The sequence below is a fragment of the Hoeflea prorocentri genome (assembly GCF_027944115.1).
Lineage (GTDB): Bacteria > Pseudomonadota > Alphaproteobacteria > Rhizobiales > Rhizobiaceae > Hoeflea_A > Hoeflea_A prorocentri.
Map to the genome: position 1 here is coordinate 2,299,191 of NZ_JAPJZI010000001.1, position 15,403 is coordinate 2,314,593.

Consider the following 15,403-nt stretch of genomic DNA (forward strand, 5'->3'; position numbering starts at 1 on the left):
CTTACCTCAACGAAATCCGATTGATTCTAGATATGCACGGTTGGCCCGTGCGTCGCTTATCGGAGACGTGTCACCGGACGGATCGCAGTCCTGCTCGACAGTGCACCAACCTTCGAAACCTGAATCGATCAGCTTCTGCCGTACCGCCGGGAAATCTGTTTCGCCATCTCCAAGATTGCAGAAGATGCCTTGCGCACAGGCCTCGTAGAAGTCCGTACGGTTTGCAATCGCCCGTGCCTTCACTTCGGGATCGATGTCCTTGAAATGCATGTAGGAAATGCGATCCATATGACGATCCATGAATGCGACGGGATCGAAACCGGCATAGTGACAATGGCCTGTGTCGAGGCAGATTTTCATGATTGACGGATCGATCTCGGCAAGCAGCCTTTCAGTCTCGTCCTCAAAGTCCAAAAACCCGCCGGCATGAGGATGGATGGCGGAGATCAGACCGTACTCCTCGCTGCCCATACGCGCGATTTGGGCAATACGGTCACGGTAAGCCGACCATTCGTCGGCATCCATCTGCTCGGCTTCCGCAGGACGGCCGGCGGTCGGCGCACGCCGCGGAGAGATCGAATCGATCAGTACGAGGTGTTTCGCCCCATGGGCCTTCAGGGCCTTGCAGGTGCGGACCGAACCGTCGAGGACGTCGTCCCATTTGTCCGGATCATGAAACGGACGGAAAACAACGCCGCCAATCAGTTCAAGGTCACGCTCGGCCAGAGCGTCGCCCAGTTCCGCCGGATCTTCCGGCATGAACCCGACTGGCCCGAGCTCAATGCCCGTGTATCCAGCTTCCCGGCACTGATCGAGCACGGCCTTCCAGTCTGGATTGCGCGGGTCGTCGGCAAACTCGACGCCCCAGCTGCAGGGCGCATTTCCGATTTTCATTGTCATTTTCAAGTATCCCGATCTTAAGGATTTGCGGCTGAAATCTCGTCCACCGAGACCCACCGACGCTCATCATGCGACAGCCATGCGGCCTCGACAACTTCCGAGACCATCAGGCCATCGCGGAAAGTAGGCCAAATCGACTCACCGGCCTCGATGGCTTTCAAGAAGTCGTGCGCTTCGATGATGATCTGGTCCTGATAACCGGTGCCATGCCCCGGCCCCTGGCAGAACGCCTTGTAGTCGGGATGCTCAGGCCCCGTCAGCATCTTTGTGAATCCTTCCCGGCCAGGCGCGGAATCGCCCTTGTAGAGCCACAGGGCATTCTGATCTTCGCCGTCAAAGCGCAAAGCGCCTTTGGTGCCGAAGATCTCATAGTTGTAGCCCATCTTTTTGCCTGTCGCGATCCGGCTGATATAGAGCATTCCCATGACACCGCTTTCAAACCGGCACAGGAACTGGCTGTGGTCGTCATTGGTGACCTCAACCGGCCCGTCGGCCCCTGGGCGTGTTCTGTGAACGGTCTCGACATCGGAGACGAGTGACTTGATAGGACCGGCAAGCGCCATTGCACCATTGATCATATGCGGCGCGAGGTCGCCGAGATTGCCATTGGCACGTCCATGAGAGCGCCAGGTGGCGGGCTCATTGGGATCGGCGAAGAAATCCTCGGTGTGCTCGCCGCGAAAATATGTGATGTCGCCAATTTCGCCGGACTGAATGACCTGGCGGGCGAGCTGGGACGCCGGCGTGCGGATATAGTTGAAGCCGGACATGTTGACGATACCCGCCTTCTCGGCAGCCTCGGTGATTTCGCGTGCCTCGGCAATAGACTGGCCCAGAGGTTTTTCACAGAAAACCGGCTTGCCTTCAGCGATGGCCGCCAGTGCGATATCGCGGTGTGTGTTCTGTGTCGAGGCGATGACGATTGCATCGATCTTCGGATCGGCAACCAGCTCGCGCCAATCGTGTGTCGACCGGTTAAAGCCGAAAATACGGGCCTTTTCCGCCGCCCCTTCAGGCGTTGTCGTGCAGATCATCTCGCAACGAGGCCGCAGCTTTGTTTCAAACACGGCGCCTACGGCGTGCATGGCCACGGAGTGGGCCTTGCCCATATATCCTCCACCGATAATTCCTATGCCAATTTCGGTCATAAGCCTCTTCCCCATATCTTTTTTGCAACCGGTTGCAAAAAACATAAACTCGATTTAGGCTCTATCGTCAAGCGAAGTTCGCACATACAGAAAATATAGCTACAAATGTGCCGGCGGAGGATTAGTATGGGCAATCAAGCCACGATCAGACTGACCATGGCCCAGGCGCTTGTCAGGCACCTGGCAGCGCAGTTTATCGAGATCGACGGAGAACGGGTGCGTCTTTGCGCCGGCGGGTTCGGCATTTTCGGGCATGGCAATGTGACCTGCCTTGGAGAAGCCCTGGAAGCCCATCGCGAGGAATTGCCGCTGTGGCGCGGCCAGAACGAGCAGTCCATGGCCATGGCCGCCATCGGTTACGCCAAGCAGAAGCTGCGCCAGCGCTTCATGTTCGCGACCTCGTCGGCCGGTCCCGGTACAACCAATATGCTGACGTCGGCCGGTATCGCTCATACGAACCGGCTGCCCTTGCTCATGCTTTGCGGCGATGCCTTTGCGACACGCCTGCCAGACCCGGTGCTGCAGCAGGTCGAGCACTTCAACGACCCAACCATCTCGGTCAATGACGCATTCAAATCGGTGACCCGCTACTGGGACAGAATCGTCCACCCGGCACAGCTCATCCAATCGCTGCCGCGTGCCATCGATACGCTGCTCGATCCGGCAGATTGCGGCCCCGCCTTTCTGGGCCTGCCGCAGGATGTGCAGGGCTGGGCGTTTGATTACCCCCTCGCCTTCTTTGAGGAAAAGACGCATCGTATCCGCAGGCAGGCGCCCGACGAGCTGGAGATCGCGGATGCCGCCGACATGATCAAGGCGGCCGAGCGGCCGCTCATTGTGGCCGGTGGTGGCGTACAGTATTCCCGCGCGGTGAGCGAGCTGACCGGTTTTGCAGAAAAGTTCGGCATACCGGTTGTCGAGACCATCGCCGGCCGGGCCAATCTTGTCTATGACAATCCGCTGAACTGTGGGCCCATTGGCGTTACCGGATCCAATTCGGCCAATGCGCTGGCCTCAGAGGCCGATGTGGTTGTTGCGGTCGGCACCCGACTTCAGGATTTCACGACCGGTTCCTGGTCGGCCTTTTCGAAGGATGCGCGCATTATCAGCATCAATGCGGCCCGACATGATGCGGCCAAGCACCGTTCCATGCCGGTCGTGGGCGACGCCAAATTGTCCTTGTCCGCGCTGATGAACAAGATGACGGACTACGCGACACCCCAATCCTGGCGCGAGCGGGCCGCCAAGGAGCGCGAAGACTGGGATAGCTATCTCGACGTCAATATGAGCACGGTCACCAAGGAAGGCAGTAACCGCCCGGCATCCTATGCCCAGGTGATCGGCGCCATCAACCGGGTTTGCGACCCCAATGACCGGGTTGTCGCGGCGGCCGGCGGCTTGCCTGCAGAAGTCACCGCCAACTGGCGCACCCATGCCATCGGCACCGTTGATGTGGAGTTCGGGTTTTCCTGCATGGGTTACGAAATCTCCGGCGCCTGGGGCGCCCGCATGGGACAGGCGGAGACCGAACCGGACCGGGAAACCATTGTCTTCATCGGCGACGGCTCCTATCTCATGCTGAATTCCGATATTTATTCATCCGTTCTCAGCGGAATGAAACTCATCATTGTCGTGTGCGACAATGGCGGTTTTGCAGTGATCAACAAGCTGCAGAACAACACCGGCAATACGTCCTACAACAACCTGATCAAGGATTGTAATCTTGCCGTTGAGCCGTTTGCGGTCGATTTCGAGGCCCACGCCCGGTCCATGGGCGCGAATGCAGAAACGGTCGAATCCGTCGCACAGCTGGAGGAAGCCTTCGCGCGCGCCCGCGCTTCGGACCGCACCTATGTTATCTGCCTGAAAACCGATCCCTATGAAGGCTGGACCGATGAGGGACACGCCTGGTGGGAGGTTGGCATTCCGGAAGTCAGCGAGAACCCGAAGGTCGCTTCCGCGCGGAAAGAACTCGATGAAAACCGTAAACAGCAGCGCGTCGGATTGTAGGTGAGACGATTTGAACGGACTTGCCCCCAGCCTACTGGAATCAATAAGGAAAAACCGGTTCGTTGTGCTCGGCCGGGCCGGCATGGACCTTTATGCGGATCCGCCGGGGGCGGAAACTGAGCATGCAACGGCCTTCACGACAGCACTTGGCGGTTCGTCGGCCAATATTGCTGTCGCCATTGCCCGCCAGGGTGGCGAGGCATCTTTGGTCACAGCCGTCTCTGACGATGCCATCGGCCGCTTCGTTCGCAACCAGCTTGCTTCCTATGGCGTCGACGCCGGCATGGTGCGTACGATCTGCGGGCAGGTCCGCACCTCACTGGCGCTTGTCGAAACGCGGCTGGAGAACTGTCAGTCTGTTATCTATCGCAACGGCGCAGCCGATTTCGAAGTGACGGAAGAAGATGTCGATGCAATCGACTACGCAGCTTTTGGCGCTTTCATTACGACCGGCACATGCCTGGCGGCGGAGCCGAGCCGCAGCGCGACATTCAAGGCTCTCGATGCAGCCCGAGCTGCGGGTATACCGGTCATTCTTGACCTCGACTACCGGCCCTATTCCTGGCCGACGGTGGCAGACACGGGCGAAATCTGCCTGCGGGCGGCCAACAAGGCCGATATTCTCGTCGGTAATGACGAGGAGTTTGCGACCCTTGCTGGAGACACGGATGCCGGCAGGCGTCTTGCCGCAGAGCTGGCCGCGCGAAACAACGCGCTTGTGGTTTACAAGATGGGCGAACACGGCTCCGTAACCCATGACGGAAGCCAAGAAATCGAAACCGGAATTTACAGGGTCGACGCCCTGAAGCCTACCGGGTCAGGCGATGCCTTTCTCGGCAATTTCATCAGTGCCCTGGCAGCGGGACAGCCTCTCGAGGAAAGCCTGCGCCGGGGATCGGCGGCCGCCGCCATGGTGGTCTCGAATGTCGGCTGCGCCCCTGCCATGCCGGATGCTGAGCAATTGGAAGAATTCATGACAACTCACCCCGGTCCAAATCAAGGAAAGGAGGCGGCCGATGCACATACCGCCTTTTGAAAATGAAAACAAAGCCATCGTCGATGTCGACGATGCGAGAGTCCCGCTGAACTATTTCAACATCGTCAAGCTGAAACAGGATCAGGCGTTCGAGTACAGCGTTCCGGGCTATGAAACCTGTATCGTTCCGGCGACCGGCACGGTCGACGTGACTGTCGAGGGAGAAGCTTATGCCTCCATCGGCAATCGCGGCTCCGATGTATGGGATGGCGAACCGGAGGGTGTCTACGTGCCGTCAGGCGCAAAGGCCACGATGGTCGCAACCAGCGGCACGGCCGAGGTTTTCATTGCCGGTGCCCGCTATGACAAGACACTAGAACCTTTTGCGGTTCGTCAGGACGAAATCGACCTTGTTCAGTACGGGTCCGATGACACAAAGACCCACCGCAAGATCAAGCATATTCTGGGCACCAAATATCATGACCGCGTCGGCCGGCTTTTGGTCTCTGAGCTGTTTACCGTCGGTCAGGGCGGCTGGTCCGGTTTTCCGCCGCACAAGCACGACACAGACCGCCTACCCAACGAAACCCGGCACGACGAAACCTATAATTTCCGCTTTCGTCCCGGCCATGGATTCGGCATACAGCTCTTGCAGCGGGAAGACGGCAAGATCGGCGATGCCTATCATATTGTCGACGGTTCAACGATCGTGCTCGACAAGGGCTACCATCCTTGTGTCGTCGCGCCTGGCTACGAAATGTACTATTTCACGATCCTGGGCGGCCTGTCGCAACGATCACTTGTACAATATTTCCAGCCCGATCACGCCTGGCAGATCGAGACGATACCGGGCATCAAAGACATGATCGCGAAGTTCAAATGACAGCAGCAACGCTGCGTGACGTGCTGCAACCGGCAGCACGCGGCGGCTATGCCATTGCCGGACTTGTGGTGCTCGGCTGGGAGGACGCGGTCGCCTATGTGGAGGCGGCAGAGGAAACCGGTTGCCCCATCATTCTGCAGGCCGGACCCGGTTGCAGGAAACACACGCCGGTCCCGGTGCTCGGTCCGATGTTCCGCCAGCTCGCAGATCAGGCGTCGGTGCCGGTCGTCTGCCATATCGACCATGCCCGCTCGCTTGACGAATGCCGGGAGGGCATCGACCACGGTTTTACCTCAGTCATGTTCGACGGTTCGGAACGCCCGATCGAGGAAAACATTGAACTGACCGCACGCATCAGCGCAGAAGCCGCAAATGCCGGCGTGTCCGTTGAGGGCGAAGTCGGGTTTGTCGGCTACGCGGAAGGCAAGGCTTCCGCCATGACAAGCGTCGAGGAAGCCGCGCTTTTTGACCGGGAAAGCGGAGCCGATGCCATCGCGATTTCCATCGGCAATGTGCATCTTCAGACCGATGCAGACGCGGTGATTAATTTTGAGCATCTTCGTGCGATTGAGGACGTAACCACCATGCCGCTCGTTCTGCACGGCGGGAGCGGCATTCCCGCCGATGTGCGCCGAGAGCTGTCGGCACAGAGCCGGGTTTCAAAATTCAATATCGGCACGGAGCTGAGACAAGCCTTCGGGGCAGCGCTGCGACAGTCACTCAAGGACAATCCGAGTTCATTCGACCGCATCGAGTTGTTGAAGCCGGTGATCCCGGCGATGAGGCAAGCAACAGTCCGCGTGATCCGCAACCTCGCGGTTCAGGCGCCCTGAAGTCCTCTTGAGACCGCGTCCTTGATCCACTGCCGGAACCGCACCAGCGGCGGGTGATCGCGTCGCGCTGCGGGCCAGATCAGCGCATAGCTGCCAATGCTCTTGTTGGCTCCGTCCCAGGCCGCCACCAACCGGCCGCTGCGCAACTCGTCCTCAATCAGGAATTCCGGCAGCAATGCAAGCCCGAGGCTGTGTGCCGCCGCCTGCGCCATGGTGGCGAACTGATCGAAGGTCGGACCGGCGGCAACGTCCGTGTTGAGGCCGTTCATGTCAAACCAGCGTTTCCAGGCATGCGGCCGCGTTGCCAGATGTAGCAATGGTCCGCGCGCAACGTCTTCCACAGTCGTGATATTGAGGCGAGGCAAAAGGTCGGGAGAACAGGCAAGCACCACCGTCTCCTCGGCCAGAAACAGCTGCTCGGTTCCCGGCCAGTCATCGGCACCGAAATGGATCGCGGCATCGAGCATCTCGCTGGAAAAATCGAAAGGGCGCAGCTTGGTCGTCAGGTTGACCGTAATACCAGGATTTTCCTTGAAGAACTCAGGCAGCCGCGGGGCCAGCCAACGGGTGCCAAATGTCGGCACGATGCCGAGATTGAGCACGCCGCCATCCGGGTTGACCTGAAGCGCTGTCGAGGCCATGCGGATGATGGACAGCGCCTTGGAGATTTCCTCCAGATAGGTCGCGCCTGCCGGCGACAGGAAAATGCGCTGGCGCTCGCGAACAAAAAGCTCGGTTCCCAGTTGCTGCTCAAGGGCACGGATCTGGCGGCTGACCGCACCTTGCGTCATATTGAGATCGGCCGCGGCCAGCGTGAAACTGCCCCGCCGCGCGGCGGCCTCGAAGGTTTCAAGCAAGCTGGTTTGCGGAAGTCTGCGGGCCACGTATGATCGCATTCTGCTGGAACGGTATTGCCGCCCCTTATGCATCATTGCGCATAGAGTGCGCCAGTGCGCGTACGCAAAAAGGCATCCAGAGGGATATCCTCCTGCCGCAGGAATCCGCATTGCGGCAGAATCCCGTCGCGCACCATTTCAATGACCGCCACGACCGAGCCGGCCGTGGTCCAGGCTATGGCGGTGCGGTCTGCGCCGGAAATTTCCAGCGGTCGATAGCCGCGCACGAATTCCTTGCGCGCCAGCCGACCATCGATTTCGCCTTCCGAGGCTACGTGCACATAAACGACATCATGATCCACCGGCGGTTTGGCGTGAACCAGGATTTCACCCGCCAACTCCCGCCGCTCGCGCATCAGGAGTTCGTGAAAGAAGAAGTTCATCAGTTCCATGTGCCCAGGATAGCGCATGGTCTTGTAGTCGATATTGTCGACCGTGCCGTGATAGGTGTCGCACATGGTTCCAAGGCCGCCCGATGTGGTGAAGGCTTCAAGCTTGACCCCGTCGATATAAAGCGTTTCGTGCCACTCCATGGGCGACACCCATTTACGCTCGCCGCCCTCGATCACCTCGCAGTCATTGAGATACTCGTTCACCACGCCCTCTGGCGACCAGTTGAAGGAATATCCCATCAGGCCGGTGGGGTTCTGTGGCAAAGCCCCGACGCGCATGCGCACCGAGCGGCATTTGTCGAATTCAGCAATCTGCGATGCACCGACGATACCGACGAAACCGGGCGCCAGACCGCATTGCGGCGCCATAAGGCCCTTGGATGATGCTGCAAGCTCGATGATGTGTTTTGTGGTCGGTACATCCTCCGTCAGATCGAAATAGTGAATGCCCGCCGCATGGGCCGCATCGGCCACCGCAATATTGAGATGATAGGGAAGACAGGAAAGGACCGCATCGACTTTCCCGAAGAGCCCCCGAAGGACCGCAGCATCCGAGATATCGGCGTTTTCGACGGCATAGGGAACAGCCTCGCGCGGCGTGCGCATATCAAAGCCTGTGACGTTGAACCCGCAATCGTGAAGCAGAAGCGCGGCAAGCTTGCCGACCTTACCGAGCCCCAGAACCGCAATCTCTTTCATGTCTTTCCTCAGTGGTCAGATGTCGAACTTGATGCCCTGCGCCAAAGGCAGTTCGCGTGAGTAGTTCACGGTATTGGTCTGCCGGCGCATATAGGCCTTCCAGGCGTCGGAACCGGATTCACGGCCACCGCCGGTTTCCTTCTCGCCGCCGAACGCGCCGCCGATCTCTGCCCCGGACGGTCCGATATTGACATTGGCGATGCCGCAATCCGACCCGACATCGGAGAGGAATTCCTCGGCTTCACGCACATCGGTGGTGAAGATGCAGGAGCTAAGCCCTTGCGGCACGGCATTTTGCATCCCGATCGCCTCATCGAGCTCGGTGTACTTCATGACGTAGAGGATCGGGGCGAATGTCTCGTGCCTGACGACATCGCTTTGGTCCGGCATTTCGACAATGGCAGGCGCCATGTAGGATGCACCCAGGCAGGACTCGACCTGCACCGGTTCGCCACCATGCACGATTCCGCCCTCGGCCCTTGCCCTATCCAGGGCCGATTGCATCGCGCCCTTGGCGTCAGCGTCAATGAGCGGGCCAACGAGCACCCCGTCTTCCAGCGGATTGCCGATGGGTAAGCCGGAATAAGCGTCTTTCAGCCTCGGCACCAACGCATCATAGATGCTCTCATGGACAATCAGGCGGCGCAGGCTTGTGCAGCGCTGCCCGGCGGTTCCGACGGCGGAAAAGACAATAGCCCGCAACGCCATCTCCAGATCGGCACTGCCGCTGACGATCATCGCGTTGTTGCCGCCGAGCTCGAGGATCGAACGGCCGAACCGTTCTGCAACCTTGACACCAACGGTATGGCCCATGCGCGTGGAACCGGTCGCCGAGACAATGGCGACGTCCTTTGATTCCACCATGGCGCTGCCGACATCGCGGCCGCCGACCAGCACCTGCAGGAGATTATCCGGCGCATCACCGAAACGCGCCACCGCCCGTTCGAATATCTTCTGGCAGGCCAGTGCGGTCAGCGGTGATTTCTCAGATGGCTTCCACAGCACCGAGTTGCCACAGACCAAAGCAATCGCCGTGTTCCAACTCCAAACGGCCACCGGAAAATTGAAGGCGGAGATGACGCCGCATACACCCATCGGGTGCCAGGTCTCGCGCATTGCGTGGCCGGGCCGCTCGGATGCGATTGTCAGACCGTAAAGCTGACGCGACAGGCCGACCGCAAAGTCGCAGATGTCGATCATCTCCTGAACTTCGCCGAGCCCTTCCTGATAGATTTTGCCGCATTCGAGCGTCACCAGCCGGCCGAGATTTTCCTTTTCTGCCCGTAACTCCTCGCCCAGGAGCCTGACCAGTTCGCCGCGCCTTGGCGCCGGCACGCGGCGCCATTGCCGGAAGGCTTCATTGCTTGCCGAGACTGCCCTTTCGACATCTGCTGTCGTGTCTGTCTTCAGCGACGCAATACGGCTTCCATCGACAGGTGTGTGGACATGCAGAGACCCGCCTTCCAGTTCGCCCTTGCTGAATCCGCAGGCGGTCAGAATCTCTTCAAATATCATGGCAATTCCTCCAGGGCTGATCGGGTACGGCCAAATCCGTGCCCATTACACTACGAATGGACGTCAACAAAAAGTGACTTCCTTTTGTCAGAACGCTACTTTTCTGACACTTTGATATTTCCTCAGATCAGTATAGATGTTTGTCATGGATGATACGGATCGTAAATTACTGCAAATCCTGACCAAAGACGGACGGCGCTCCATCTCCGATCTTGCAGTCGACCTGAAAATTTCCCGCGCCACGGTGCAAAACCGCATTGCGCGCATGAAGGACAGCGGCGTGATCAGCCGGTTTACGATCGACCTCAGTCCGGACGAGGAGGAACGGGTTATCAGCGCTTTTTGCCTGCTCAAACTCATTGCAAACGATACACGGCCGACAACCGCCAAGCTTAAACGCATCGAAGGGACCGGAGACATCCATTCCTTGAGCGGCAGCTTCGACATGATCGTGGAGATCAGGACCCATTCCTTGAAGAAGCTGGACGAAATCCTCGACGATATCCGCCGTGTTCCGGATGTCGCCGAGACGGTCAGCAGTCTGCGTCTTGCCAAGGTCAACTGACGGCCCATTGTCTTTGCTCATCGAGGCCCATTGAAATCAGCAGCGGTTCGGAGGCCTGGCGGGCGCTGAAATCCGCTTTGCCAGAAAGCCCGTCCCAGCCGCAGGAGATGAGCGATTGCGCGACCGCACCGCCGAGCGTGTTTCCAGGTCCAAGCACGATCAGGCAATCGGGTGCAAACTCGCGCACCGAGGTGTGGACGGCGGCGGTAAAATCATAGGTCTGCGTCACCTGATGGCCGAGCGTATAGTCCCCTAGTGCGGTCAGGTCCGTCGCCCATGGATACCAGATGCGGCCCCTTCCATCGACCATCGCAACATCGGGCTGACGGAAAAGACCCTGTCCCAGTGCGGCCCTGCCCCGTTCGGAAATCGGCTCCTGCAGCGGCGTATGGAATGCGGCATGGTTGGCAAGACGCATCGGGAAACGCTGGTCGATGCGTGGCAGCGTTGTCTCCAACGCCGTCAGGCCTTCCTCGTTGCCGGCCAGGACGAGCATCCCTCCGAGTTCAATAGAGACATAGAGGCTGCTGTGCGACCGCGCATTGATCAATCGCACGTGCTCGAGAATGTCATCCCGGCGGCCCGGGATTTCGCGCCAATCCGCATCGACAAACGGATAGACGAGCTGACCTCCGATCAGGCTTTCCTGCATGAAGGTGCCCATCGTGTTGACGACATCCATGCCTCCGAACGGTGACAGAGCACCGGCGCAGGTGAGCGCGATGTACCAGCCCATGGAGTTGCCGGTAACAGCGACAATTTCGAACCGGGACCGGTCGATTGAAAGAAAATCGGAATAGGCGCATGCGTAAATCAGCGGCGATGCGTTGTCACCGCGCGAGAATGTGCCAACGCTGTAGCGCTCCGCACCATCAAGGGCACTGATCGCAAGCTGATCATGGTTAGCGCGATAATCGTCCACCATGCCGATGAACTCGGCCTTGTCTGCATGATGGCGTTTCAGATAACCGAGTTCGGCTTTGTTATAAGTCCCACGCCCGGGGCAGATGACAACAGCCGAACGGGTCATGAGCCTTCACCGGTCAGTTCCAGCACCGCCTTGACGATGGTGTCGCGGCTTGGAAGCGTCGCGGTCGCAGCGCGCCCGAGCGGGATGAAGCTGTCATCGGCTGCGATCCGCGCGATCGGCTTTTCCCGGTCTGCCTGCTCGGCCAGAAGCGTCATCAGCGCTTCCGACTGCGAACCGGTCGCCCGGCATTCGTCGACCACGAGCACATGTGCGCAAGGCGCCACAGCTTCAAGGATGGCCTCGTCGTTGAGCGGCGCCAACCAGCGCAGGTCGATGACGCGAAGCTGCAAGCCGTGTTGCTCGTTTAATATCTGTTCGGCTTGCCGCGACAGGTAGTAGCCATTTCCGTAGGTCAGGATCGCAAGGTCAGTGCCGTCGCCATGCTGGCCGATCTCTCCGAGCCTGATCGGCTCGCCGGTTCCGGGCGGCTCGTAAACGGACGTCCACAAACCGTCCTTTTCCGCGTGAAGGTCGCGGGTCATATAAAGCGCAATCGGTTCGACAAACGCAACGACACGTTGCTCCTCGCGCGCCAGCCGCACGCATTCGCGCAGCATGTGCACGCCATCGGCTCCGTTTGACGGACAGGCAATGACGACACCCGGAATGTCGCGCAATACCGCAAGACTGTTGTCATTGTGGAAATGGCCGCCGAAGCCCTTTTGATATCCAAGCCCTGCGATGCGGATCACCATGGGGTTGGTAAATTGCCCGGCGGAAAAGAAGCTCAGCGTCGCCGCCTCGCCGCGCACCTGGTCCTCGGCATTGTGCAGATAAGCCAGGAACTGGATTTCCGGCATCGGCACAAAGCCGTTATGGGCAAGGCCGATCGCAAGGCCGAGGATCGATTGCTCATCGAGCAAAGTATTGATGACGCGGTGTGGCCCGAACCGGCTATGCAGTTTCGAGGTCACATTGTAGACCCCACCCTTCGGTCCGATATCCTCACCGGCCAGAACGATTTCCTCGTGCTCCAGCATGAGATCGGTGAGCGCCCAGTTGAGAAGCCGCGCCATGTGCTGAGGCGCTGTCTGCGCCTTCGCATCGGTTCCGAAAATATGTTGACGTTCCTGCCAGGAAGGCCCGTTGCCATGCTGACAGGCGCGGGCCGGCGGAACGAGGCTGGCCATAACCTGCTTTGGCGTTTCGAGCTTGGGACGCGCGATCACCTTCTCGGCAATCCGGGTGCAGCGCGCCTCTTCTTCATTGTAGATTGAAAGCACATCATTGCGATCCAGCACGCCGTTTTCAATGAGGATACGGGCGGAGTGAAGCAGAGGGTCATTGGCTTCATCCGCTTCGACCTCCGCCTTTTTCATATAGACGGTATGCATGTCCGAACCGGCATGTCCATAGAGGCGCACAGTGGACATGTGAAGAAAGGCCGGTTTGCGACGGCGGCGCACATAGTTGGCGGCCTCGCCGGCGCGGGCGTAGGTTTCGACAAGGTCGAGGCCGGAGCAACGGAAATATTTCAGGCCCGGACGCTGTCCCATTGTGGCCTCGATCCAGCCGCCGGGTGTCTTGGTTGATATGCCGATGCCATTGTCTTCACAGACAAAAAGCAGCGGCAGCGGGATGCCCTGATAGGCGGTCCAGCAGGCCGTATTGAATGCACCCTGAGCGGTTGAGTGGTTCGCCGACGCGTCGCCAAAACTGCAATGGACAATCGCATCGTCCGGCATCTGCCGGTGCTCGGGATCGATGCGCCGCGCAAGGCCGATGGAATAGGCAGCACCCACCGACTTCGGCAAGTGGCTCGCAATGGTCGAGGTCTGCGGCGGGATCATCAGCGCCTTGGAGCCGAGCACCTTGTGACGGCCGCCGGATATCGGATCTTCGCTTGAGGCAACAAAGCTCAAGAGCATATCCCAGGCCGGCGATTGCCCGGGCACCTGGGTTGCACGCTGGATCTGGAAAGCAGCATCGCGATAGTGCAGGAAAGCCATATCGCCAGGCCTCAACACGGCGGCAATGGCGGCATTGCCTTCATGCCCGGATGAGCCGATTGTGTAGAACCCCTCGCCCTGCGCCTGCAATTTGCGCGACGTGCGATCAAGCTGACGCGACAGCACCTGACTGCGGAAAATCTGCGTCATCTGATGCGGCAGAAGGCCCGCATCACCGGGTGTCAGGCTGGCGGCGGACGGCGGAAAATCAGCCGCCGCGACACGTTTGAGAAAGTTCTCGTGGACGATTTCCGCGCGGTCCATTTCTCACCTGTCAGAAAAATGCCTGAAGCCCGGTTTGCGCACGTCCAAGGATCAGTGCGTGGACATCATGCGCACCCTCATAGGTGTTGACGGTTTCAAGGTTGCACATGTGGCGCATAACCTGAAAATCTTCCGAAATACCGTTGCCGCCATGCATGTCGCGGGCCAGACGCGCAATATCCAGCGCCTTGCCGCAATTGTTTCGCTTGACGATCGAAATCATCTCCGGTGCCGCATTGGCCTCGTCCATCAGGCGGCCCACGCGCAACGCGCCCTGAAGGCCAAGCGCGATTTCTGTCTGCATATCGGCCAGCTTTTTCTGGAAGAGCTGTGTCTGGGCCAGCGGCCTGCCGAACTGTTGACGGTCAAGGCCGTATTGCCGTGCCGCATGCCAGCAGAACTCAGCCGCACCCATCGTTCCCCAGGCGATACCGTAGCGGGCGCGATTGAGGCAGCCGAACGGCCCCTTCAGGCCCTCGACATTCGGAAGCAGCGCATCCTCGGCCACATCGACACCATCAAGCACGATCTCACCGGTAATCGACGCGCGCAGCGAGAGTTTTCCGCCGATCTTCGGCGCAGAAAGGCCGGAGGCGCCTTTTTCCAGAACGAAGCCGCGGATTTTCCCGTCATGGGCGTCTGATTTGGCCCAGACGACAAACACATCGGCAATCGGCGCGTTTGAGATCCACATCTTGCTGCCGGTGAGCCGATAGCCGCCCTGCACTTTTTCGGCCCGCGTTTTCATGCCGCCAGGATCACTGCCCGCATCGGGTTCGGTCAAACCGAAACAGCCGATCAATTCACCGCTTGCAAGTCCCGGCAGATACTTTTGACGCTGCTCCTCAGAGCCATAAGCATATATCGGATACATGACCAGCGACGACTGCACGGACATCATCGAGCGGTAGCCTGAATCAACCCGCTCAACTTCCCGCGCAACCAGACCATAGGCGACATAACCGGCTCCGATGCCACCATAGGCCTCAGGGATTGTGGTTCCCAGCAAACCCATTTCGCCCATCTCGCGGAATATCGATGGATCGGTCACCTCATCGCGATAAGCCTCGATGACCCTCGACTGCAATTTCTCCTGCGCATAGGCACGGGCGGAATCACGGATCATCCGTTCATCATCGGAAAGCTGATCGTCCAGCCGGAACGGATCTTCCCAGTCGAATGATGACAGGGAGGGCATTTCCTTTGGCTTGAGGTTGGCGGTCATTGCGTCACTCCCGGTCTTTCATCCATGCGCTCTGGATGTCAGGCGCCATTTCATTTCAAAATTTCATGATAGCTTAAAGCATCATGGAAAATGCGGTAAAATTTTGCCGCAGTAAATA

The 15,403-nt window shown here is 59.1% G+C and carries 13 protein-coding genes; 5 read left to right on the plus strand and 8 right to left on the minus strand.

The window, feature by feature from the left end; genetic code table 11:
• Nucleotides 1–6: 6 nt before the first annotated feature.
• Entirely contained in the window at nt 7–900 is an 894-nt protein-coding gene (locus OQ273_RS10860) for a sugar phosphate isomerase/epimerase family protein (RefSeq protein WP_267990523.1), read from the minus strand.
• Between the two features lie 17 nt (nt 901–917).
• Nucleotides 918–2,048 carry a Gfo/Idh/MocA family protein gene (locus tag OQ273_RS10865; protein WP_267990524.1) on the minus strand — a complete coding sequence of 377 codons (1,131 nt, stop codon included), beginning with the start codon at nt 2,046–2,048 and terminating at the stop codon, nt 918–920.
• 126 nt (nt 2,049–2,174) lie between these two features.
• Between OQ273_RS10865 and iolD the strand changes: the two genes are divergently transcribed.
• Genes iolD through OQ273_RS10885 form a run of 4 tightly spaced genes read left to right on the plus strand, consistent with a single transcriptional unit; the run spans nt 2,175 to nt 6,750 of the window.
• Nucleotides 2,175–4,058 (plus strand): 3D-(3,5/4)-trihydroxycyclohexane-1,2-dione acylhydrolase (decyclizing), encoded by a 1,884-nt coding sequence (gene iolD / locus OQ273_RS10870; protein WP_267990525.1) that lies wholly within the window; start codon nt 2,175–2,177, stop codon nt 4,056–4,058.
• A gap of 10 nt (nt 4,059–4,068) precedes the next feature.
• Complete coding sequence (gene iolC, locus OQ273_RS10875) at nt 4,069–5,094, plus strand: 5-dehydro-2-deoxygluconokinase (protein WP_267990526.1); 1,026 nt, start codon at nt 4,069–4,071, stop codon at nt 5,092–5,094.
• On the plus strand, nt 5,075–5,917 hold the full coding sequence (locus tag OQ273_RS10880) for a 5-deoxy-glucuronate isomerase (RefSeq protein ID WP_267990527.1): 843 nt from the start codon (nt 5,075–5,077) through the stop codon (nt 5,915–5,917). The genes iolC and OQ273_RS10880 overlap by 20 nt, the downstream gene beginning before the upstream one ends.
• The gene (locus OQ273_RS10885; RefSeq protein ID WP_267990528.1) at nt 5,914–6,750 is read left to right on the plus strand and encodes a class II fructose-bisphosphate aldolase; all 837 of its coding nucleotides are present in this window, start codon (nt 5,914–5,916) and stop codon (nt 6,748–6,750) included. Before OQ273_RS10880 ends, OQ273_RS10885 begins: the two co-directional genes overlap by 4 nt.
• Here the strand turns inward: OQ273_RS10885 and OQ273_RS10890 are convergent.
• The 3 genes from OQ273_RS10890 to amaB are packed head-to-tail and all read right to left on the minus strand — an operon-like array spanning nt 6,738 to nt 10,252.
• Entirely contained in the window at nt 6,738–7,634 is an 897-nt protein-coding gene (locus tag OQ273_RS10890; RefSeq protein WP_425493374.1) for a LysR family transcriptional regulator, read from the minus strand. The genes OQ273_RS10885 and OQ273_RS10890 overlap by 13 nt on opposite strands.
• Before the next feature lie 44 nt (nt 7,635–7,678).
• Nucleotides 7,679–8,737 (minus strand): saccharopine dehydrogenase family protein, encoded by a 1,059-nt coding sequence (locus tag OQ273_RS10895; protein WP_267990530.1) that lies wholly within the window; start codon nt 8,735–8,737, stop codon nt 7,679–7,681.
• 15 nt (nt 8,738–8,752) lie between these two features.
• Nucleotides 8,753–10,252 (minus strand): L-piperidine-6-carboxylate dehydrogenase, encoded by a 1,500-nt coding sequence (gene amaB / locus OQ273_RS10900; protein ID WP_267990531.1) that lies wholly within the window; start codon nt 10,250–10,252, stop codon nt 8,753–8,755.
• Between the two features lie 145 nt (nt 10,253–10,397).
• On the opposite strand from amaB, the gene OQ273_RS10905 reads away from it, so the two are divergent.
• Nucleotides 10,398–10,817: an Lrp/AsnC family transcriptional regulator gene (locus tag OQ273_RS10905; protein WP_267990532.1), complete on the plus strand. Its 420-nt coding sequence runs from the start codon at nt 10,398–10,400 to the stop codon at nt 10,815–10,817.
• Here the strand turns inward: OQ273_RS10905 and OQ273_RS10910 are convergent.
• From OQ273_RS10910 to OQ273_RS10920, 3 genes are read right to left on the minus strand one after another with little or no spacing between them, the layout of a single operon-like run.
• Nucleotides 10,810–11,847, minus strand: a complete 1,038-nt coding sequence (locus OQ273_RS10910; protein WP_267990533.1) for an ACP S-malonyltransferase — start codon at nt 11,845–11,847, stop codon at nt 10,810–10,812. The two genes, OQ273_RS10905 and OQ273_RS10910, sit on opposite strands and share 8 nt — an antisense overlap.
• Entirely contained in the window at nt 11,844–14,060 is a 2,217-nt protein-coding gene (locus OQ273_RS10915) for a dehydrogenase E1 component subunit alpha/beta (protein WP_267990534.1), read from the minus strand. Before OQ273_RS10915 ends, OQ273_RS10910 begins: the two co-directional genes overlap by 4 nt.
• A gap of 10 nt (nt 14,061–14,070) precedes the next feature.
• Entirely contained in the window at nt 14,071–15,285 is a 1,215-nt protein-coding gene (locus OQ273_RS10920) for an acyl-CoA dehydrogenase (protein ID WP_484496881.1), read from the minus strand.
• Nucleotides 15,286–15,403: the final 118 nt, after the last annotated feature.